The organism is Paraburkholderia sp. SSBN10T (genome assembly GCF_056619545.1).
The window spans coordinates 15,334-34,712 of sequence record NZ_JBWQQI010000016.1; the positions used below are offsets into that span (position 1 = coordinate 15,334).

Annotated in this window: 18 protein-coding genes; 6 read left to right on the forward strand and 12 right to left on the reverse strand. The window is 60.1% G+C overall.

The features are described from left to right. Positions 1 to 41: 41 nt before the first annotated feature. The 5 genes from AC1ECK_RS23040 to AC1ECK_RS23060 form a co-directional block, all read right to left on the reverse strand. Positions 42 to 362, reverse strand: coding sequence for a DUF4148 domain-containing protein (locus AC1ECK_RS23040; RefSeq protein ID WP_480323093.1), 321 nt, complete (start codon positions 360 to 362; stop codon positions 42 to 44). 528 nt (positions 363 to 890) lie between these two features. Continuing rightward, on the reverse strand, positions 891 to 1,748 hold the full coding sequence (locus AC1ECK_RS23045) for a substrate-binding periplasmic protein (protein WP_480323095.1): 858 nt from the start codon (positions 1,746 to 1,748) through the stop codon (positions 891 to 893). A 32-nt stretch (positions 1,749 to 1,780) separates the two neighbouring features. Then, the gene (locus tag AC1ECK_RS23050) at positions 1,781 to 2,569 is read right to left on the reverse strand and encodes an amino acid ABC transporter ATP-binding protein (RefSeq protein WP_480323097.1); all 789 of its coding nucleotides are present in this window, start codon (positions 2,567 to 2,569) and stop codon (positions 1,781 to 1,783) included. After that, a complete protein-coding gene (locus AC1ECK_RS23055; protein WP_480323099.1) occupies positions 2,566 to 3,288 on the reverse strand; it encodes an amino acid ABC transporter permease in 723 nt (240 codons plus the stop codon). The genes AC1ECK_RS23050 and AC1ECK_RS23055 overlap by 4 nt, the downstream gene beginning before the upstream one ends. A 99-nt stretch (positions 3,289 to 3,387) precedes the next feature. Next, positions 3,388 to 4,206 carry an IclR family transcriptional regulator gene (locus tag AC1ECK_RS23060; protein ID WP_480323101.1) on the reverse strand — a complete coding sequence of 273 codons (819 nt, stop codon included), beginning with the start codon at positions 4,204 to 4,206 and terminating at the stop codon, positions 3,388 to 3,390. Between the two features lie 352 nt (positions 4,207 to 4,558). On the opposite strand from AC1ECK_RS23060, the gene AC1ECK_RS23065 reads away from it, so the two are divergent. The 3 genes from AC1ECK_RS23065 to AC1ECK_RS23075 all read left to right on the forward strand — a co-directional run bounded on the left by AC1ECK_RS23065 (position 4,559) and on the right by AC1ECK_RS23075 (position 7,038). Next, positions 4,559 to 4,726: a hypothetical protein gene (locus tag AC1ECK_RS23065; RefSeq protein ID WP_480323103.1), complete on the forward strand. Its 168-nt coding sequence runs from the start codon at positions 4,559 to 4,561 to the stop codon at positions 4,724 to 4,726. A 358-nt stretch (positions 4,727 to 5,084) separates the two neighbouring features. After that, positions 5,085 to 6,164: an asparaginase gene (locus AC1ECK_RS23070; RefSeq protein WP_480323105.1), complete on the forward strand. Its 1,080-nt coding sequence runs from the start codon at positions 5,085 to 5,087 to the stop codon at positions 6,162 to 6,164. Positions 6,165 to 6,495: 331 nt separating this feature from the next. After that, entirely contained in the window at positions 6,496 to 7,038 is a 543-nt protein-coding gene (locus tag AC1ECK_RS23075) for a hypothetical protein (RefSeq protein WP_480323107.1), read from the forward strand. A 30-nt stretch (positions 7,039 to 7,068) separates the two neighbouring features. Here AC1ECK_RS23075 and AC1ECK_RS23080 read toward each other — a convergent pair whose 3' ends face one another. Then, entirely contained in the window at positions 7,069 to 8,370 is a 1,302-nt protein-coding gene (locus AC1ECK_RS23080) for a UDP-N-acetylglucosamine 1-carboxyvinyltransferase (RefSeq protein ID WP_480323109.1), read from the reverse strand. Between the two features lie 802 nt (positions 8,371 to 9,172). Here AC1ECK_RS23080 and AC1ECK_RS23085 point away from each other — a divergent pair. After that, entirely contained in the window at positions 9,173 to 9,895 is a 723-nt protein-coding gene (locus tag AC1ECK_RS23085) for a response regulator transcription factor (RefSeq protein ID WP_480323111.1), read from the forward strand. Between the two features lie 19 nt (positions 9,896 to 9,914). Here the strand turns inward: AC1ECK_RS23085 and AC1ECK_RS23090 are convergent, their stop codons facing one another. From AC1ECK_RS23090 to AC1ECK_RS23100, 3 genes are all read right to left on the reverse strand, one after another. After that, a complete protein-coding gene (locus tag AC1ECK_RS23090) occupies positions 9,915 to 10,967 on the reverse strand; it encodes a phytoene/squalene synthase family protein (protein ID WP_480323113.1) in 1,053 nt (350 codons plus the stop codon). A 227-nt stretch (positions 10,968 to 11,194) separates the two neighbouring features. Further along, positions 11,195 to 11,911, reverse strand: coding sequence for a dienelactone hydrolase family protein (locus AC1ECK_RS23095; protein ID WP_480323115.1), 717 nt, complete (start codon positions 11,909 to 11,911; stop codon positions 11,195 to 11,197). Between the two features lie 150 nt (positions 11,912 to 12,061). Further along, complete coding sequence (locus AC1ECK_RS23100; RefSeq protein ID WP_480323117.1) at positions 12,062 to 12,553, reverse strand: Lrp/AsnC family transcriptional regulator; 492 nt, start codon at positions 12,551 to 12,553, stop codon at positions 12,062 to 12,064. A gap of 157 nt (positions 12,554 to 12,710) precedes the next feature. Here AC1ECK_RS23100 and glmS point away from each other — a divergent pair, with 157 nt between their 5' ends. Then, positions 12,711 to 14,540, forward strand: coding sequence for a glutamine--fructose-6-phosphate transaminase (isomerizing) (glmS, locus tag AC1ECK_RS23105; protein ID WP_480323119.1), 1,830 nt, complete (start codon positions 12,711 to 12,713; stop codon positions 14,538 to 14,540). 39 nt (positions 14,541 to 14,579) lie between these two features. Here glmS and AC1ECK_RS23110 read toward each other — a convergent pair whose 3' ends face one another. After that, on the reverse strand, positions 14,580 to 15,872 hold the full coding sequence (locus AC1ECK_RS23110; RefSeq protein ID WP_480323121.1) for a D-amino acid dehydrogenase: 1,293 nt from the start codon (positions 15,870 to 15,872) through the stop codon (positions 14,580 to 14,582). Positions 15,873 to 16,167: 295 nt separating this feature from the next. Further along, the gene (locus tag AC1ECK_RS23115) at positions 16,168 to 16,506 is read right to left on the reverse strand and encodes a hypothetical protein (RefSeq protein WP_480323123.1); all 339 of its coding nucleotides are present in this window, start codon (positions 16,504 to 16,506) and stop codon (positions 16,168 to 16,170) included. A 201-nt stretch (positions 16,507 to 16,707) separates the two neighbouring features. Here AC1ECK_RS23115 and AC1ECK_RS23120 point away from each other — a divergent pair, with 201 nt between their 5' ends. After that, complete coding sequence (locus AC1ECK_RS23120; RefSeq protein WP_480323125.1) at positions 16,708 to 17,718, forward strand: hypothetical protein; 1,011 nt, start codon at positions 16,708 to 16,710, stop codon at positions 17,716 to 17,718. Between the two features lie 90 nt (positions 17,719 to 17,808). Here the strand turns inward: AC1ECK_RS23120 and AC1ECK_RS23125 are convergent, their stop codons facing one another. Next, the gene (locus AC1ECK_RS23125) at positions 17,809 to 18,477 is read right to left on the reverse strand and encodes a pyridoxamine 5'-phosphate oxidase family protein (protein WP_480323127.1); all 669 of its coding nucleotides are present in this window, start codon (positions 18,475 to 18,477) and stop codon (positions 17,809 to 17,811) included. Between the last annotated feature and the right edge of the window lie 902 nt (positions 18,478 to 19,379).

Sequence of the window (19,379 nt, forward strand, 5' to 3'; positions counted from 1 at the left end):
CGGGACCGCGCCTCGTGACCCGATGGGGCGCCATCAACGGCTTACTGGCCGCCGAAGTACACCGACTTCGGACCGGTCGAAGCGACCGGCGCAGTGGCGCGCACGCCGACTGCCGTTGCATTGGCGGCGCCGCCGTAGGCGGTTTCCGAGCTGTTTTGCTGGCTCACGCGAGCTTCAGCGGCCTGAATGTGAGCCGGGTAGTACGGATCCGAAATGCTCGGATTGAAGCCTGCCTGTTCGAGCTGAACCAGCTCGGCGCGAACTTGCGCGCGGGTGACGGGAGCGTTCGACTGCTGAGCAAACGAGGCGACCGGAGCGACAAGGGCAGCGGCAACAACAACGGCTTGAATAAGTGACTTCATGGTAATGACCTCCAGATTTTGTTTTCTGCTGCTGCGAACACCTTGTTCGTAGCCAGTGATTGCATTCTAGTAATGCAACTCACCCGGAGTAATCATCACTTCGGCGAAACATTATTACCGGATTCGCAACAGTCATGCCGCATGACCTTGGATGGGTTTGGCGTGACCGGCCGTTCGGCTTTCGCGAAACGGCCGGCGCTAGCCGCAAGACTAGACCAGCAGTTTCACCAGCAGGGAACCGATCAAGCCAGCCGTTCCGACAATCACGAGTGTCTGGATGATGGTCAGCGATTTACGCGAAGAGGACGAAGACGAGTTTGTGGAGGAAGTCGCGTGTATTTCTGATTTCGATTCGAGGAAAGGCCGACGCCGCTCGGCGCATGGTCCAAGGGCCACGCGCTTTGCGAAGGCGTGATTGTACGGCCAAGTCTCGAGGGATCCGTCTTTTGCGCGTTGCGCTCGATTGGCGCCTGGTCACATGCAGCGCTACTGCGTTACCGCAGAGGCGCCGGCCGCCGACCGTGCCGATCAGTTCTTGACCGGGAAATACCAGAGATTGCGGTCGGTGTAACCGAACTGCGCGATGATCGAGCCGAGCGTGCCGTCCGCGCGCATTTCATCGAGCGCGCGCGACACGGCGCTGTTCAGATCCACATCGCCTTTGCGCAGCGCGTAGCGGGCATAGCCGTATTCCTGAGGCAGCGGCTTGTAGTCCGTCACCATTTCGAGCGCCGCAGTGGGATGCTGCTTGAGGAACTGCGAGATCTTGATGTCGTCTTCCATCGCCACGTCGATGCGGCCGGCGATCAGGTCGGCGAATTCCGCCTCGTTGCTCGTATAGAGCTTGAGCTCCTTGAGGTCTTTGCGCTCGCTGAGCAACTGGTGATTGATACTGCCGCGCAGCGTCCCCACGGTGTGGCCGGCAAAGTCCGCCCAGTCGTGAATCTTCGCCGGATTGCCGCGCTGCACGGCGATACCCGAACCGTACCAATAGGCAGGGCTGGTAAAGGCCACGACCCGCAAGCGCGTCTCGGTCTCATGCAGGTTATCCACGATCACGTCGGCGCGCCCGGAAAGCAAGGTCGGGATCATCGCGTCGAACGGCACGATGTCCCAATTCACCTTGGCGATACCTAGACGCTTCGCGACTTCGCGAAAGATGCGCACGTCAGCGCCATCGAAGCTGTTGGTCTTGTTGTCCTGGAAGGTCGAAGGCGGGTCGGCGGCGATCACGAAGGTCACGCCCTTTTCGACCGCGCGCCGGTATGAACCATCGCCGCCGTCGAACCGCACGCCGCTAATCGCGGCGTCGTCTGCGGCCGAGGCGCTGGAGACAGCAAACAGACCCGTCAGTATCGAAGCGAACATCAGCGATACGATTCTCATGGAGAGCTCCTAATCGTTGGTTTCCGGTGTTATTAAAGACTGACGGCTCCGCCCAGTTGCCTGTTTCGCTCCCACAGCGAGCGCAGGAAATCCCGGGTCCGCGCCTGCTGAGGTGCTGCGAAAAACGCCGCAGGGTGCCCCTCTTCGACAATCCGTCCATCCGCCATGAATACGATGCGGTCGGACACTTCACGTGCAAAACCCATTTCATGCGTCACGACCACCATCGTCATGCCTTCGTCGGCCAGCGTGCGCATCACGCGCAAGACTTCGCCGACCAGCTCCGGGTCGAGGGCCGACGTGACTTCATCGAACAGCATGACTTCCGGCTGCATGGCCAGCGCCCGCGCAATCGCGACGCGTTGTTGCTGCCCGCCGCTCAATTCGTGCGGGTAAGCGTTCGCCTTCGTCAGCAGACCGACCTTGTCGAGCAACGCTTCAGCCATGCAAATTGCATCGGATGACGAAATACCGCGCACATGGATTGGCGCCACCGTAATGTTATCGATCACGCTCAGATGCGAGAACAGGTTGAAGGATTGAAACACCATGCCGATCTTCGCGCGCATGGCTTCAACCGTCCGGTCATTATCGCCGCGCTGCTTGCCGTTCCCGAGGCTCTGGTAAACGGGAACTTCATCGAAATAGATCGTGCCGCTGTCGATGGTCTCCAGATGGTTCATACAGCGAAGCATGGTCGACTTGCCTGAACCGGACGGCCCGACCACGCACAGCACTTCGCCTTTGGCGATGTTCAGCGAGACGTCCTGCAGCACATGCAGGTCGCCGAAGCGCTTGTTGACGCGCTCGAGACGCATCATGGCGTTGCCGCCGTACCCTGCTGCGGACCGCCCGCCGGCCTCGCCGCGCTACCCACGCGCATGCGGCGTTCGAGCCAGCGCACCAGCAAGGCGCTGGGATAGGAAAACGCCAGATAGATCGCCCCGATGATCGTGAAGACGGTGGCGTACTGGAAGTTGGTCGACGAAATGATTTGCCCCGTGAAAATCAGTTCTTTGACTGTGACGATCGACACCAGCGAGGTGTCCTTGAAGAGCGAAATACCATAGTTGCCAAGCGGCGGAATCACCACGCGAATCGCCTGCGGCAGCACGATCAGACGCAGCATCTTGCGGCGCGACATGCCGAGCGCCTTGGCCGCTTCGATCTGGCCTTGCGGCACCGCGGCGATCCCGGCGCGATAGACCTCGGCCAGATACGCCGAGTAATTGATCGACAGTCCGATCACACCAGCCATAAACGGATCGAAACGGATGCCGAACGACGGCAAAACAAAGTAGATGTAGAACAGTTGCAGCAGCGCCGGCGTGCCGCGGATCACTTCGATATAGGTCGATGCGAGCGTGCGCAGGATTCGCGAGCGGCCCAGTTTGGCGAGCGCGATAACGAGCCCGAGCGGCAGGCTGATCAACATGATGCAAACCGTCAGCGCCAGGCTGGTGGCGGCGCCTTTGAGCAGCACGGGCAGATAATCGCCTGCGCCGCGCAGATCGAACAGGTCAAGAAATGGCGTCAGCATGAGATTCCTTCGTGCCCGCGCCTGACGCGCGCAACCATCCCCCACTCCCGAGGGTGCTGTCGCGGCAAGGCAATTCGCTCGATGTATGGTCCGGTTTACTTACACCGCGCAGACTTCCGGATCCACCTCTGCGCCCAGCATCCGGCTCACGCGATCCGCATGTTTGCGAATCGTGCGTCCCAACTCATGCAGGTCGTCGTCGCTCAAGCCGCTTTTCAGCGTGGTCACGCTGATCGCCGCGACGCCTTCGCCCTCGCGATTGGTAATGGCCGCGCCGATGCACACCACGCCGATGTTGTCCTCTTCGTTATCGAACGCATAGCCGCGTTCGGCGACCAGCATCAGGTCGGTCATCAATTCGGACGGTGTCACGAGCGTGTGTTCGGTGCGGCGCGGCATGCCGGTTTGCGCCAGCAGCTTGACGACCCGCGCCGGCGGCAGCAGTGCAAGTAACGACTTGCCGAGCGCCGAGCAATGCGGCAACTCGCGCTGCCCGAGCGCCGATGCGATCCGCAAGATACCGGGGGCGTCGACCCGGCTGATGGCCACGGCATAGCCGTGATCGAGAATCGCCAGACGCGAGGTCAAGCCGGTCTGCTCGGTCAGTTCGCGCAGCACCGGCAGCGCCAGTTGCGACACGCCGATGTCCTCGGCCGCGCGATCGCCCAGATAGACGAGCGAAAGCCCGAGGCGGTAGCGGCGCGAGCCTCCGAGTCGCACATCGGTCACGAAATTGCGTAACAGTAGCGTCTGCAACAGCGCGAAGGCCGTGCTCTTCGATACGCCGATCTGTTCAGCCACGCCGGCGACGGTCATGCCGTCGTTGGCCGCCTTCCCCAAGGCCTCCAGGACATCGAGCGCACGATTAACACTCCGTAGCGCGTATCGATCCTCGGTAGTTTGAGCTGCATCTGTCATTTTCTATTCTGATTCCGTCAGATTGATGAAGCTACCCGTCTAGCATCCCACATCTCATATTGACAGTCACTAAAGCGGAAATTACCATGAATCTAATACCGAACACAGTTCGGTATAGCCGAACGATTAATTACCCAGCATCTGGCGTTCCAGATTTGCGGTACGCCTCATCACTAATAACACCAACAGGAGGCCGAATTCGAGCGGACGACGCGTTCCGGGGTTTTTTTGCGCGGCGTCACCCGCCCGGCGGCAAGCAACAATGGGAATAATCTCCGAACGGGGTTTGTGCATTGGCGAGCAGTCGAAAATGTCAGGCGCATATTCCGCGAAGCTCGTACACAGCGAAATCATGCATATCCGGCTGGTGATCGGGCGCCTGTCCGCGGCCGACCTGCGCCGCTCCGGGCTGCCGCGCGAGTACTGGCGCAAACGCCTGTACGCCGTCATGCAGAACCATCGATTGTCGACTGCCCAGTTTGAGGAAATTGACCGGATTCTGGCGGTATTAAACGACTAGTACAAACATACGAATTCCTTAGCCTGAATTCCGCCTCAGTTTTTCCTTACATTCCATTTCATTCCGAAGCAGTAAATAATACCTTATTCGTCATACAAAATGACGATGCGCTCTACTCCGCATCAACAATGCGGCATCGCTGTTGACACTTTTAGGTCCACTCGCTGACATACCGATGACACAGCGAATCCGGCCATGCCCGCCACATTTGGTTTGCGCCATATAAAAACGTAAAATCCGCTGCATTCCAACACATGGGACTGTAGTAAGCGCTGAAGCACTAACTCTGGTCGACCGCTTTGCATGGGATCAGAGTAACGCGCTAAAGCGCTAACTCCAGTCGACACCGGAGACATCAATGACGGCAAGCACCACCGGGCCAATTGCGGCTACAACCTATCGCGGCGCGGCGATCGAAAACACACATCGGGCGCATGTCGCGGTGGTCGACGCGCAAGGCCGCTTGCTGTATCAGTTTGGCGACCCAGCGCGCCTGACGCTGGCGCGTTCGGCGGCCAAGCCGGCGCAGGCGCTGGCGGTGCTCGAAACCGGCGCGCTCGAACGCTTTGGCTTCGAGGAAGCCGATCTCGCCCTCATGTGCGGCTCGCACAATAGCGAGGAGCGGCACATCGAACGGGCGCGACAGATGCTCGCAAAAGCGCAGGCGAGCGAAGCCGACCTGCGCTGCGGCGGCCACCCGCCTTTGTCCGAGGCTGTTTACCGGGCGTGGATCAGGCGTGATTTCACGCCTGGCGCGGTATGCAGCAACTGCTCGGGCAAGCACGCCGGGATGGTCGCGGGGGCCCGGGCGATCGGCGCGGCCGTACAGGACTACCACCTGCACGAGCATCCGCTGCAGGTGCGCGTGAAGCACACCGTGGCAGAAGTCTGTGATCTGCCGGATGACGCGGTGCAATGGGCCATCGACGGCTGTAATTTGCCTACCCCGGCCTTCCCGCTCGAACGCCTCGCCAGGCTCTACGCGAAGCTCGCGGACGCCGCGGCGCAACCTGCTGGAGCGCCCGCCGCCGCGCGCACTGCTGCACTGGCCCGCATCTACCACGCGATGACCACATACCCGGAGATGGTCGCCGGCGAAGGACGCTTCTGTACCGCGTTGATGCGCTGTTTCGACGGGGCGCTGGTCGCCAAGGTCGGAGCCGAAGCGAGCTATGCGATCGGTGTGCGGCCCAACGAGCAAACGGCTCGGCTTGGCGCAGAAGGTGCGCTAGGGATTGCCGTCAAGGTTGAGGACGGCAATACGACCGTGCTGTATGCGGTGGTCGCCGATCTGCTGGCACAGCTCGAGATCGGCACGGCTGCGCAGCGCGCCCAGTTCGAATCGTTCCGTGCCCCGCCGATGCGCAACACCATGGGCGTGGAGACCGGGCGCATGGTGTTGTCGGTTGAGCTGGAAGCAGTCGGGAAGGCGGCCTGAGCGCGGACCCGGCCGCGCGCCAGGCACTCCGAAGAAAAGGCATGCTCGCGGACGGCGCCGCTCTCGCCTCCCGCGCTGGCGCCACCATGGTCCGCCGCGCCAAAGCTCCGAATCGCCGGACCGGCAGCCCGCACTGCCCCGATTGAGCTTCAGAATGGCCGACAGAGCCGATATTTAGCGCCGCTTGCCGGCAGGTCACGGTGTTACGCTCAAGCGACATCTATTGCCGGTCGAGCGCAAACTGCAAGTGGGGGATGGGCTTTACGTTGCAACATGCCTTAGGGCAGTAAAGCCAGACTCGGATTGCAGCAAGACCGCAGGAGGCGTCGCGATGAAAACGACCATCCCTATGGGCCTGACGCTACTCGCCGTGAGCGGCGCCACCTTGGCGTGGCAGCCTGTGGTTTACCCGATTCGCAGCCAGAGCCCGTGGCAGCAAAGCGTCGACGCTGCGACGTGCTACAGCGTGGCGAGCCAACAGAGCAAGGTCAATATCACTCAGCAGGCGCAGTCGCCGATGCCGCCGAAGTTCGCGTCGGGCGTATCCCTCACTGGCGGACCGCAGGTCTCGCAGCCGCCGCTGCCCGCGAGCGGCACCGCGTCAGCAGCCAGCATGACGATGACGGGGACGGCTCCGGCAGGCGCGATGCCGGCCAGTGCCGCAACCGCGGGAGCAGCCGCTCCCATGGCACAGGCGGGCGAGCCGATGCCGAAAACCGACAAAAACGGCATACCCGAATTGGGCGGCGCCAGCGAGCCGCAAACCGCGGCCGAGGTGAAACCGCCGCCGATGCCGCCACCCGAGCCGCCAATGACGCGCTATTGGCGCGCCTACGGCATCTGCATGCAGGGTCGCGGCTACGCAGTGCAGTGACGACAGCGCGCGTTCAGCCGACGCGCACCGTCATTCGCCGCTGGTCCATTCCACGTTCGCCCCAACCGAGCGCAGGTTCTCCACGAAATGCGGATGCGCGCGGCGAATCGGCAGCGCATTCATGATTTCCGAGCGCCCTTCGATACTCGCGGCAACCATCAGAAGCGCGATCGCCACGCGAATGATGTAGGGGCTTTCAACGCGCGCCGGACTCAGCGGCAAGCCGCCGAACGTGATCAGCCGGTGCGGGTCGGACAAGAACACGTGTCCGCCGAACTTGGAAAGCTCGACCGACCAGCCCATCGCGCCGTCATACACCTTGTTCCAGAACATCGCGCTGCCTTCCGCCTTCACACCGAGGGCGATGAAGATGGGCAGCAGATCCACCGGCAGATACGGCCATGGCGCCGCTTCCACCTTGGTGAGGATGTTTTGCGTGAACGGCCGGCGCACTCGCAATGGGCCGTCACGCAAGGCGCGCGACCAGCCGTCGCGATGCACCACCTCCACGCCGAACTTTGCGAAGGTCCGATCGATCAGCGGAAACTGCTCCGGGGCCGAATTGCGCACCACGATATCGCCGCCCGTGATTGCGCCCAGAGCCAGAAAGGTAGCGATTTCGTGGAAATCCTCGCTAAAGCGGAATTCGCCGCCACCGAGTTTTTGCCCTCCCGACACGCTCAGACGCGACGTGCCGATACCGTCGATCTCGACGCCCAGCATGGCGAGGAAACGGCAAAATTCCTGGACGTGCGGTTCGGACGCGGCGTTGACGAGCGTGGACGTGCCGTTGGCCGACGCCGCGCACAGCACGAAGTTCTCGGTCGTGGTGACCGACGCATAGTCGAGCCAATGATGATTCGCGCTCATCTGCGTCTCTGCGCGGACGATCAGCGATTCAGCGGTGCGTGCCACCCGCGCGCCAAAGCGCTCGAACACCTCGACGTGCGGATCGATCTCGCGCACGCCGAGCGTGCAGCCCTTCACGTCGTTCTCCAGACGCGCCACGCCGAAGCGCGCCAGCAGCGGCGGCACGAGCATGATCGACGAGCGCATCTCCTCCGGCAACTTGTGCGTCACCGGATCGAAGGTGGTGGCGTGATGATGCAGATCGAGAATGCCGGTGCGGAAATCCATCGACACTTCGCTGCCGAGCGTGCGGAAAATCTCAAGGATCTTCTTGACGTCGGTGATCTCGGGGACGCCGATCAAACGCAACGGCTGGCTAGTCAGCAGCGTGGCGCAAAGAATCGGCAGGACAGCGTTTTTGTTGGCAGATGGCTCGATCTCCCCGCGTAGCGGGAGACCGCCATGGACGATCAGGTTCGACATGTTCGGGAGAGGCGGATAGAGGGGGACGTAAGGCCGATATCATGCCACTGCGCGAGCCTCACGGATGATCCGATGACGCGGATTTTTGCGCTGGGCGGCGCTGGGTGGCACCAGCCGCGCCTGTGCGGCGCGGCTATTTGGCTCCGGCCGCGTCGCTCCCGGATAAAACCCGGCTTGCCGGATAATCCGGTTCCGACTGAACCGACACCATCGGTGCATTTACGGTGATTTCCCCACGCATTGCACGGATCGATAAGCGAGCAATGCTCCGCTATCCGAATTAATTTCAATTTCCAAATAGCATAGATTCACGCCGATCGCCCCGCCCAGCATGCCTTCGATGCGAAATGGATTTTATATTTAACATTCGATATTTATTTACAAAAAAGCACAAAAATAGACAAATTATTTTTTAACACGTGATAATTTCACGGACATAAAAATATGCAGCTTGGGGAAGGTGGGTAAATGGTTTGACAATACCTGTCAGCGGTTTACCTGTATGAATTGTAAGCCTGAAGATCGAGCGTCCTCGTGAATAGAGGCGCCATGATCTGCGTGGAAGGAGCAGGTATACGATGGGCCACCCAGTCTGCGCCCGTGACGGGCCGGATTCCCCAGCCAAGCGCTGGCGATCGCGCTAAAACCCTGTCGCCCCCTTTGTCGCCTATATGAACAACGGCTTCGCCAATCTCAGGCGGAGCGTTGAGCCTATGCTGCGCAGCCCCTGCACGGCACCTAGGCCGCATGGCGTGAAGCCGCATCTCAACCGGCAAAAATCATTCCGTTGACGCATTCAAAAATGAGCATCGCCATACTGACCGCCCTGGCAACCGAGGCGGAATCGCTGAAACTTCATCTGGAAGCGGGCAACTACGAGTGTCATCTGTTCCAGTCCGAGCATGAGCTGTACACGATGGCGCTTCGGTGCCCATTCGACCTTCTCGTGCTTGGCCGCATGACCGAGGACATGAATCTGGTCGAGACGCTCACGCGGATTCGCATCAATCTGCCGACGGAGTTGCCGGTGCTGGTCTGCTCGGACCAGCCGGTTGCGCCCGATCTGCTTTACCTCTCCACTTCAGGAGCAGCCGATGTCCTATACCTGCCGGCCACGCCCGAGAGATTGATTGCCCAGGTCAGCACGATACTGGGCCGCGCGCAGCAGGTTGCGAGAGGCGGCCCCGAGGAGAGCTTCGGCGAATACCGTTTCGATCACTCCGGCCAAGGTGTTTTTATTTCCGGGAATTTTATTGGTCTGACGAGAAAGCAATACGACTTTTCTTTGCTGCTATTCAGAAACATGTCGCGGCCGGTTTCCATATCGCATATCCGGCGAGTCGTATGGAATCAGAAAGCCGCACTCGTGTCGCGGACCATCGATAGTCACGCGTCCATGATTCGCTCGAAGCTCAATCTTCGGCCGCACAACGGCTATATCCTGAGCAGCGTCTATCGTTATGGCTATATCCTGGAGCAGGTCAGCGATCAGGACATGACCTCCGAGCCCGGCGAGTTCGCCTAGCCTCAGGCGCGCGGCGCTCTCAGGCCTTCAAGCGCGCTTCGATTTGCCCGATCAGGCGCCCGGTCCAGCGACGCAAGGCGGCATTCGACGCCACCTGCGCGGTCGAATACCCGATCACCTCGTAAACCTTGCTGCGCTGGATCTTCGAGACCTTGGCCGGGTCGAGCCATGCCTCGTTATGTACCAGCAGCACCAAGGTTTCGAGACCGATGAGCACTGGCCACAAACAGGCGAGCCGCAAGCGAACCGAGAAGCGGGGAATCGCCAGCGTGTATTCGACTGCGGCGCGGAAATGATCCAGACTCAGCCGCACCAGCTCGAACAGCAGCGGTTGCGCGCGCAATGAATTACCCGGCACCAGCAGGTCTTGCGGCGTGAGACCAAAGCGCTCCAGCAGCGCAACAGGAAGGTAGCAGCGGCCGATCCGCAAATCCTTGCCGCAGTCCCTCAGCACGTTGGTCATCTGTAGCGCTTTGCCGAAGCGAACCCCGCGCGCAAGCATCGCTTCGGGAGCATCTTTGAGCGTCCCCGGCATGTGCGCGTAGGTCATCCGCGTCCAGAATTCGCCCACACAACCGGCCACCAGGTAGGTATAGCGGTCGAGCTCGGCCAACTCCCGAAGCGCCACGATCTGACCGGAACGCTCGTCCGGAAACGTACGAAGATCGAACTCCATGCCCTCCGTCAACGTCGAGACAATCTCGCGGACCGCCTTGCGGTCCGACTCGCTCAGTTGCGCAAGAATCGCGAGCGCCGGTCCGAGCGATTCAAGCAGCACTTTTTCGTCTGACTGCGTCTGCTGCCCCGCGACCTCGACGGACAGCCGCTGCAGGAACGCGCCTTCATCGGCGGCGCCGTTGACCTGCGCGCGCAGCGCCAGCAGCAACTCGAGGCGTTGCTCAGGGGGAATCAGCGAGGTGTCCGCGATGGTATCGGCTGCGCGCGCGAGCAGATACGCGAGACCAATGGGATCGCGCATACCGGCGGGCAAGATACGCAGCGTGAGGTAGAACGAACGTGAGACGCCTTTCAGCAGCGGACCCAGCAGGTAGGTCCGAGTAGGATTGAGCATGGATCGATCAGGTCGGTTTGGGACAATTTTGGCGCTGCCGAATTGTATCCTGCCAACCCCGCTCGTTCTGCTGCGGCCCGGCATGCGCCGCAAAGGCCCAGCGGGCCTCGCGACGTCAGCCGGCCGGTCAAGTCTGCGGCGTGCCCGGCCCGGCGGCGGCCTTCTCCATAACCGCAAGCGACGCCGGGCGCGCAGGTGACTCGCCGGCGCCCGCGAGTCAGTTCAGACTAGCCACGCTGCGGCCACAGCGTGCGGCCGAAGAAAGTCAACGTGCGGTCCCAGGCCAGTTGCGACCAGACCGGATCGAACTGGGTGCCTTCGATACGGCCCGGTCCGACTGCCGTTTCGTTAGCGAACGCATGATGCGCGAGGTAATGATGCGATTCGAGCTCGACTTTTGCGTCGCGCAGTTTGGCTTCGACTGCCTCGACGGCGGCCGGGGGAAAGAAGGCGTCTTGCTTGGCCCAGTGAGCCAGCACGGGAATCTTGATGTTGTCTGCCTGAATGTACTCCAGCGGCGGGCAGCCATACCACACGACGCCGGCCGACAATTCGGGGATCTGGCCGAGCGCCAGCAGCGTCAGCGCGCCGCCCATGCAAAAGCCGGTCACGGCGACACGTTCGGTCTGCTGCTTCAGATATTGCACAGCGCCGCGAATATCCTGAGAGGCGGCGTCGCCGAAGTCGAGCCCGCTCATCAGATGGTGCGCTTCTTCCTGCTCGACCGTCATCTTGCCGCGGTAGAGATCGGGGACGAGCGCCAGATAGCCGGACTGGGCGAGCCGGTCGGCGACGCCGCGAATCTGGTCATTCAAGCCCCACCACTCCTGAATCACGACAATGGCGGGTGCGCCAACGGGGTTCTGCGGCTTGGCGAGATAGCCTTCAACGTCCTTTCCATCGGGGCGCTTGAAGGCAATCATGGATCCTTGTGGCTGTTTCATGAGACGGTCCTTGTTGGGGCGAAATGAATAGCATAGCGGTTGTTGTTGACAGACGCTGGCACGGCGCTCAGCGCGACGCAGCTATTCGCGCAAGCATGAGAAATACACGATGGAAGTGATGCCGCGAGATGGCGGCACGATTCGCGCGACCTACTGACTCGGGTTTATCGCGGCACGCACCGGCGCGTTCGCCTCGAACTTCGCGCGATGCGTCGAGAAAAAAGTCCGCACGTTGCGAATGTTGGAAGAAGCTTTAAACAGCCGTCGCGCGAGTTCGTCGTATTCGGGCATGTCCATCACATCGGCGACGATCACGAAGTCCGGACCCGGTGAGACCCGATAGCACTGCGTTACCGCAGGTTCTGCGCAGATATAGGCTTCGAAGGCCGCGAAATCCTCGGTCGTCTGGCGGTCGAGCGTGACCTCGATGATCGCAATCAGCGTGGAGCCGATTTTGGCCTGATCGATGATCGCGATCTGCCGCCGGATCACCCCCACCTCCTTGAGACGACGCACCCGGCGCAGACACGTAGGCGGCGACGCATGCACCCGCGCCGCCAGGTCGAGATTCGACACCGACGCGTCCGCTTGCAGGACGCCGAGAATCCTTACGTCAAGATCATCCAGATAAACGCCGCTCATCGCTGCTTCCTAACTACCGAATGTGAAATTAAATTTCATCACATTCCAGTCGCACTGTCTAATTTCATTTATCCACATATTTTGCAATTTAATTTCTTTAGACCGCCCCTAAGATCGCAGCACTGATTCCTGCCACGAACACTTAGCGAGAGACATCATGTGTGGAATTGTCGGTGCGGTCGCACAGCGCAACATCCTGCCGAACCTGGTCGACGGCCTCAAACGGCTCGAATACCGCGGTTACGATTCCTGCGGCGTGGCGCTTTATCACGACCGCCAGTTGCTGCGCTCGCGCAGCGTCGAGCGTGTGGCGAACCTGCAGGACGAGATCGCGCGGCGCGGCCTGTCCGGCTACACCGGCATCGCTCACACCCGTTGGGCCACGCACGGCAGACCCATTACCGACAACGCGCACCCGCACTTCTCACCAAACGCGCAGACGCCGCGGATCGCGCTGTCCCACAACGGCATTATCGAAAATCACGAGGAACTGCGTGCGCTCCTAGAACAACGCGGCTACATCTTTGCCAGCCAGACTGACAGCGAAGTAATCGCCCACCTGATCGATCATCTGTACAACGGCGATCTGTTCGAGGCGGTCCGGGAAGCCGTCGTGCAGTTGCGCGGCAGCTACGCGATTGCGGTGCTTTGCCGCGACGAACCGCATCGTCTGGTCGGCGCCCGGGACGGCATGCCGCTCGTGGTCGGCGTGGGTGACGGAGAAAACTTCCTCGCCTCGGATGCCATTGCTCTCGCCACCGTCACCGATCAGATCGCCTATCTGGAAAACGGTGACGTGGTGGACCTTCAACTCCATCGCTACTGGATCGTCAATGCCGGCGGTCAGCGTGTGGAACGCCAAGTGCACACTGTGGCTGCGCACAGTGGAGCGGCCGACCTCGGCCTCTACCGCTATTACATGCAGAAGGAAATCTTCGAACAGCCGCGAGCTGTCGCGGACACGCTGCAGGACGTCACGTCGATCATGCCCGAACTGTTTGGCGACAATGCGTGGCGAGTGCTGAACGCCGTGGATTCCGTGCTGCTGCTCGCGTGCGGGGGCAGCTATCACGCGGCGCTCACGGCCAAATACTGGATCGAAAGCCTCGCCGGATTGCCTGTGAACGTCGAGATTGCAAGCGAGTACCGCTATCGCGACAGCGTGCCCAATCCGAATACGCTGGTGGTTGCGGTCTCGCAGAGCGGGGAAACGGCGGACGTGCTCGGCGCCGTGCAGGTCGCGCGGCAGGCGGGCATGCATCACACGCTCGCCATTTGCAATGTGCCGACCAGCGCGCTTGCCCGTGAATGCGCCCTGACGTTCTTTACCCGCGCCGGTATTGAAATTGGCGTAGCGTCGACGAAAGCCTTCACCACGCAGCTCGTCGCACTGTTTCTCCTTGCGCTCACGCTCGCTCAATGCCGGCAGCGCCTTTCCGAGCAGGAAGAACAGCAACATCTGCGTGCGTTGCGACACCTGCCGGATGCGATGGCGAAAGTACTCGCCATGGAACCGCAGATCATGGCCTGGGCCGAGGAGTTGACCCGACGGCAAGACATCCTGTTCCTTGGGCGCGGCATGCATTACCCGGTCGCGATGGAAGGCGCCCTGAAAATGAAGGAGATCTCTTATATTCATGCGGAAGCTTATGCGGCCGGGGAATTGAAGCACGGCCCGCTTGCGCTTGTCAGCGATGAGATGCCCGTGGTCGCGGTGGCGCCTAACGACCGTCTGCTCGAAAAGCTCAAGTCGAATATGCATGAGGTCAGCGCGCGTGGCGGAAAACTCTATGTGTTCGCCGATATCGACTGCGGCATTACGGTCAGCCCGGATATCAAGGTCATCCGCCTTACGGAACACCACGGCTTGCTCTCGCCGATTCTGCACACCATCCCGATGCAGTTGTTGGCTTTCCATGCTGCGCTGGCGCGCGGGACCGATATTGATAAGCCGCGCAATCTTGCGAAGTCGGTGACGGTTGAGTAGGGGGCGTGCCGTCTTTAACGCTGTCGCATCACCGCGCCCCTAGTTGAGGTTAAAGTCGGCGGGGGCCGGAGCTTCCTTGGCGTAGCGAAAAACGTTCAGGTCATCGTACTGGATAGCCGGCGCCTTTCCGGATACCAAGTCCGCGAGAAGCTGTGCCGAGCCGCATGACATCGTCCAGCCAAGCGTGCCATGACCTGTATTTAGATAGAGATTGGGCACCGAGGTGATGCCGACAATCGGAGTGCCATCAGGCGTCATGGGCCGCAGTCCGGTCCAAAAAGTGGCCTTCGATGTGTCGCCACCACCAGGGAACAGGTCGTTCACACACATTTCCAGCGTCTCGCGGCGAGCCTCGCGCAGACGCTTGTCAAAGCCAACGATTTCAGCCATTCCACCGACACGAATGCGCTTATCGAACCTCGTAATAGCTATCTTGTAGGTTTCGTCAAGGACGGTTGAAACCGGCGCGCGCGCCTCGTCGATGATAGGCGCAGTGATTGAGTAGCCTTTGAGCGGATAGACAGGAATCTTAACGATTCCAGAAAGGAAATTCGTCGAATATGACCCAAACGCCACCACGAACGCATCGGCATGAATGAGTTTGGCGCCATGCCGAACACCGGCAACCTTGCCACCCTCGACCACGAGACCGTCAACCAGAGTGTTGTAACGGAACGTGACGCCCGCTTGCTCAGCCAAAGCCGCAAGCCGAGTCGTGAATAATTGGCAATCGCCGGTCTCGTCGCCGGGCAAGCGCAATCCACCCGTCAGCTTATGTGAGGTGGCAGCGAGTGCCGGTTCAATCCGCGAGAGCTCTGCTCCAGTCAGCAACTCGTACGGAACGTTGGCCTCTTCAAGTACCGCGATATCCTTGGCCGCACCCTCGAATTGCTGCTGCGTGCGAAAGACTTGCAGCGTGCCACCCGTACGCCCCTCATATTGGATACCTGTCTCGGCTCGCAGAGCCTTAAGGCAATCGCGACTGTATTCCGCAAGCCTGACCATGCGGTTCTTGTTCACCGCGTAGCGCTCGGCAGTGCAGTTCTGCAGCATCTGCCACATCCATTGAAGCTGAAACTGCTTGTCTTCGTCGTCTGGCCTGATTGCGAGCGGCGCGTGCTTTTGAAACATCCACTTTACTGCCTTCAGTGGTACGCCAGGCGCTGCCCATGGTGCCGCGTAGCCAGGCGATATCTGCCCCGCGTTTGCGAAGCTCGTTTCAAGCGCAGGACCTTCTTCGCGGTCGATGACGGTCACCTCGTGGCCCGCACGCGCGAGATAGAACGCGCTTGTTACGCCGACGACACCGCTGCCCAATACGACAACTCGCATAGATACTGACTCCGCAGCCAAGGTGAACACAAGACAGCTAGAAAATGCTTCAGAGACCCGCCAGCCGAGGTTGATACATGAATACTATCTGCGAGGCGGTAGTTGTCTTTATTGTTTACTGGAGCATTTTTGGTTGAATCAACTATCGCTCGATTGTGTGAGCGTGCGTAGCGTTTCAGAGGGTGTGGGCGCGTTACGTAGCCGTCTTTCAAAGCCGTACCGAAGCACGCGCGGCAAGAATGCCATCCAGTGCGCCAACCAGGCTGTGCGTGAAGTACAGCCAACCGGCGTCAACCTACGCCGGGGCGAATACCACCGCTCCAACATCGGCGATGTGCGTGAAGCTTCGGAAAAACCGGTAAGTCTGGCCTCCAACCGTCATCCGGTTGACACCCACCTGAGTCAGCTCAAGTATCTCGTTGGCGACGGTCGCCGTGATGGTCCCAAGATTTTTCAGATCCTCCTCCTCAGCCGCCGGGTCGCCCACGTAGACGGAAAAGACCTCCATATCGCTGCGCATCATGACGACGGACTTTCCCACATCGAGCGAGCGTTCGAGGTATTTGATCAGCGTGAGCAGCGACCCTCGCGCCTCTTCCTGCGGACTGTTAGCCAAACCCGAATCGGTAGTCATCTTGCCCCCGTCACATATGACCGTCCTCAAAAGGACATCCGCCCTGAGGCGACTCCACTTCCACTATAGGCGTCCTTCGGCGAATTCGGAACTCGCCGGTCGGCAAATCGCAATGAATCGCCCATGGTACGCTGTGACCTGAGCGGCCCGAACCATGGGATGTGCCCGTACCCGACAACTAAAAAAGCGGTGACATCAACGATGTCCAGAATACCGAACGACAGCAACTACAGCGCGACCCTAAAGACCTACAAAGGACGCACCACAGGAACAGCGAGCTGCAATGTAGAGGGAGCGTTAAGCTTCGCACGGGCGAGGAACAGCGGATTCCTTTACAGTCTCGCGAGGTTATTGCGCCTCAAAATGCCGGAGCCATTCACCTACGACGTTGACGTCTATGGCATCAACGGCGCCACGCTAGAAACGCTGAAGCGCGACAGCGCCCTGAGGAATGGCGTGGAGACGTTGCTCACAAGCGGCGCGACCAACGTTTCTCTTGGCGGCCTAAAGATTCGGGCGGAATTCCCGCATCGCATTCCCACTGAGAACACGGACCAGGTCAAGGCGGCGCTCATTCGTGTGGCACAAAGCCTGGAAACGCAAAGCGGCGAAGCGGTCAACGCCGAAGCCAGCATCAACAGAGTCTCATTCCCGTTCGTGCTATTCATCGCGGCAGGGTTTGCAGCGCTGATGGGTTCCGGGATATCGAACCGTGATTCGAGTCTGATAAACATGTTCGATCTGCTCCCAGCCGTTCTGGTGACCACGCTTGGATTCTTGCTGATCGCTGGGCTGACCGGTTCTCTCTTCCTGCGAAGACACGCACTAGCGACGGCCGCCTTGCCGGTAGCGCTGACGGCGATATGCGTTGCCGCACCACTGTTTGCTATTGCAGCATGTTCAATTGTCGATATATCGCTTGGGCGCGCACGTCTTCCCGACAGCATCGAGCGCGTCACTGGGTATGTCGTACAGTTGCACACCAAAGGACACCCATGCAAGCTGGAATTCATGGCCCCGTCCGTCCTGGATCTGTATGGAAGAGCGGTCAGGCGTGTGCCGATATCGTGCTTCGGCTACCTTGGGCTCAGCAGCAGCACCACCGCTGCCCACATCTATGAATTGAGGACGAATCCAGGCTTTCTGGGCGCAGCCTTTGTTGAGAACGTGGAGAGATTGCCAGATGCGCCACAAGGAGCAGACCAGAATTGAGCAACCGCTGGTGCTCCCAGTCAGACGCTGCTGACTCACTTGCAATCAACACGGGAACCGTCTGCCGATTGCAAGCACAACGCTAGCGACTCAATCCGTCCCAGCATGCCGCCATTCCCGCACATATTCCGGTGTGTCGGTTCCTACAGCGGCCTCATCCACGATCGGCTCAAGCGGTGACAACGCCATCGGCAGCACGCCTGCCCATACCGCCAGGCCCATATCTTCCTCGTCGTCTTTCGGACCGCCCGTGCGGGTCTTGCAGGCCGCTTCGGCAAGCGCAATGCGCAGCACCGTCGTCGCCGCGAGTTCCTTGGCGTTGCCTGCCCGCACTTCCTTTGAGCGTCCCGGCATCATGCCTTCCAGGAAGACATCCAGCGCGGCGGCTTTGTGGTCATCGGACACCGCTTCGAAACTGCCGTAAATCACGGCCGAGCGATAGTTCATCGAATGGTTGAACGCCGAACGCGCCAGCACCAATCCATCGAGATGCGTGACCGTGACGCAAACCTGCGCGCCGCTCGCCGCCAGCTTCAACATGCGACTGCCGTTCGAACCATGGATATACAGGTAGTCACCTTCGCGCCAGCAAGCGGTGGGAATGCAGTGCACGCCGTGCTCATCAGCAAACGCGACGTGACACACGTAGGCTTCATCCAGGAGCGCATGCAGCGTCACGCGGTCGTACTGGCCGCGATGAGCGACACGACGCACGGGAGTGCGCAGCGAGGGAGGAACGTTTGCTTCAGCAGGGGTCATCTTGAGCGCCTTTTTTGTTTTTTAAGGAAGGCGCCTACGATAAAAAAACCACGGCTCCATGTGTAGATCCACGGAACGTCAAGCTTGTAGAGCCAGCGGCTACGCCAGCATGCGGCGCGTTGTTAGGGATCTTCAGCGTGTAGGGCCATGTCTCGGTGCCGGGATCCGTTGCCGTGTAGGTGTACACGACGTTACCATCCCATGACACATCGAGGATGTCTCTGGCCAGCACGCGTGACCACGGGGGATCTCCACGTACATGCCGCTATCCAGGATCGACAACGGCAGGAGATTGTCCGGCGGCAGTGCGACTGGCATCGCGGGCGGCGGCAAATTTGCCGCCGCCCTCTGGCTCGCACACCGGTTTCAGTTGCACGGCCGGCCCCCTGATCCTCACGCCATATTAATTAACCAGGGCAACATCCATATCGGCACTTTCGATACAACAACCTAGTGCGCATCGCACATCAGCGTGAACCGCGACGAAGCGCGCAGAATTGACCCGATGGTAAGACCCGGGCAAAAAGAAGGGAGAGCGGGAAGGTGCGGAGATATCTGTCGCACACCCGGATACCGATCTCACCGGCACACCGGGTGACTCGCCGCGACATTCGCGAATAAGAAACTGGCAAACAGTTACGACAAGTCAGGGAGCAGGTGCACACTAATTCGTCGCGTCAACCGCAAATTCTGCTCACGTACCCTCGAAACCGGCCCTGTGTTCCATGACGTCACCCGACAATCGTCCACTGCCAATAATGTCGCATATTCCGCATCGACACCCTGAATCAAACCCCGATAATAAATACATTGAATTGCCACAGTGCCGTCACATTGTGTCGATACGGTATGCTTGACATTCATCATCGGTGATCCTATCGTCAGTAGCATAAGAAAACAAA

Coding starts and splice junctions, on each gene's coding strand:
- AC1ECK_RS23120 (WP_480323125.1), top strand. CDS start 16,708: ATGTCCAGAATACCGAACGACAGCAACTACAGCGCGACCCTAAAGACC.
- AC1ECK_RS23125 (WP_480323127.1), bottom strand. CDS start 18,477: ATGACCCCTGCTGAAGCAAACGTTCCTCCCTCGCTGCGCACTCCCGTG.
- AC1ECK_RS23085 (WP_480323111.1), top strand. CDS start 9,173: ATGAGCATCGCCATACTGACCGCCCTGGCAACCGAGGCGGAATCGCTG.
- AC1ECK_RS23040 (WP_480323093.1), bottom strand. CDS start 362: ATGAAGTCACTTATTCAAGCCGTTGTTGTTGCCGCTGCCCTTGTCGCT.
- AC1ECK_RS23080 (WP_480323109.1), bottom strand. CDS start 8,370: ATGTCGAACCTGATCGTCCATGGCGGTCTCCCGCTACGCGGGGAGATC.
- AC1ECK_RS23095 (WP_480323115.1), bottom strand. CDS start 11,911: ATGAAACAGCCACAAGGATCCATGATTGCCTTCAAGCGCCCCGATGGA.
- AC1ECK_RS23045 (WP_480323095.1), bottom strand. CDS start 1,748: ATGAGAATCGTATCGCTGATGTTCGCTTCGATACTGACGGGTCTGTTT.
- AC1ECK_RS23090 (WP_480323113.1), bottom strand. CDS start 10,967: ATGCTCAATCCTACTCGGACCTACCTGCTGGGTCCGCTGCTGAAAGGC.
- AC1ECK_RS23065 (WP_480323103.1), top strand. CDS start 4,559: ATGCATATCCGGCTGGTGATCGGGCGCCTGTCCGCGGCCGACCTGCGC.
- AC1ECK_RS23110 (WP_480323121.1), bottom strand. CDS start 15,872: ATGCGAGTTGTCGTATTGGGCAGCGGTGTCGTCGGCGTAACAAGCGCG.
- AC1ECK_RS23055 (WP_480323099.1), bottom strand. CDS start 3,288: ATGCTGACGCCATTTCTTGACCTGTTCGATCTGCGCGGCGCAGGCGAT.
- AC1ECK_RS23075 (WP_480323107.1), top strand. CDS start 6,496: ATGAAAACGACCATCCCTATGGGCCTGACGCTACTCGCCGTGAGCGGC.
- AC1ECK_RS23050 (WP_480323097.1), bottom strand. CDS start 2,569: ATGATGCGTCTCGAGCGCGTCAACAAGCGCTTCGGCGACCTGCATGTG.
- AC1ECK_RS23070 (WP_480323105.1), top strand. CDS start 5,085: ATGACGGCAAGCACCACCGGGCCAATTGCGGCTACAACCTATCGCGGC.
- glmS (WP_480323119.1), top strand. CDS start 12,711: ATGTGTGGAATTGTCGGTGCGGTCGCACAGCGCAACATCCTGCCGAAC.
- AC1ECK_RS23100 (WP_480323117.1), bottom strand. CDS start 12,553: ATGAGCGGCGTTTATCTGGATGATCTTGACGTAAGGATTCTCGGCGTC.
- AC1ECK_RS23115 (WP_480323123.1), bottom strand. CDS start 16,506: ATGACTACCGATTCGGGTTTGGCTAACAGTCCGCAGGAAGAGGCGCGA.
- AC1ECK_RS23060 (WP_480323101.1), bottom strand. CDS start 4,206: ATGACAGATGCAGCTCAAACTACCGAGGATCGATACGCGCTACGGAGT.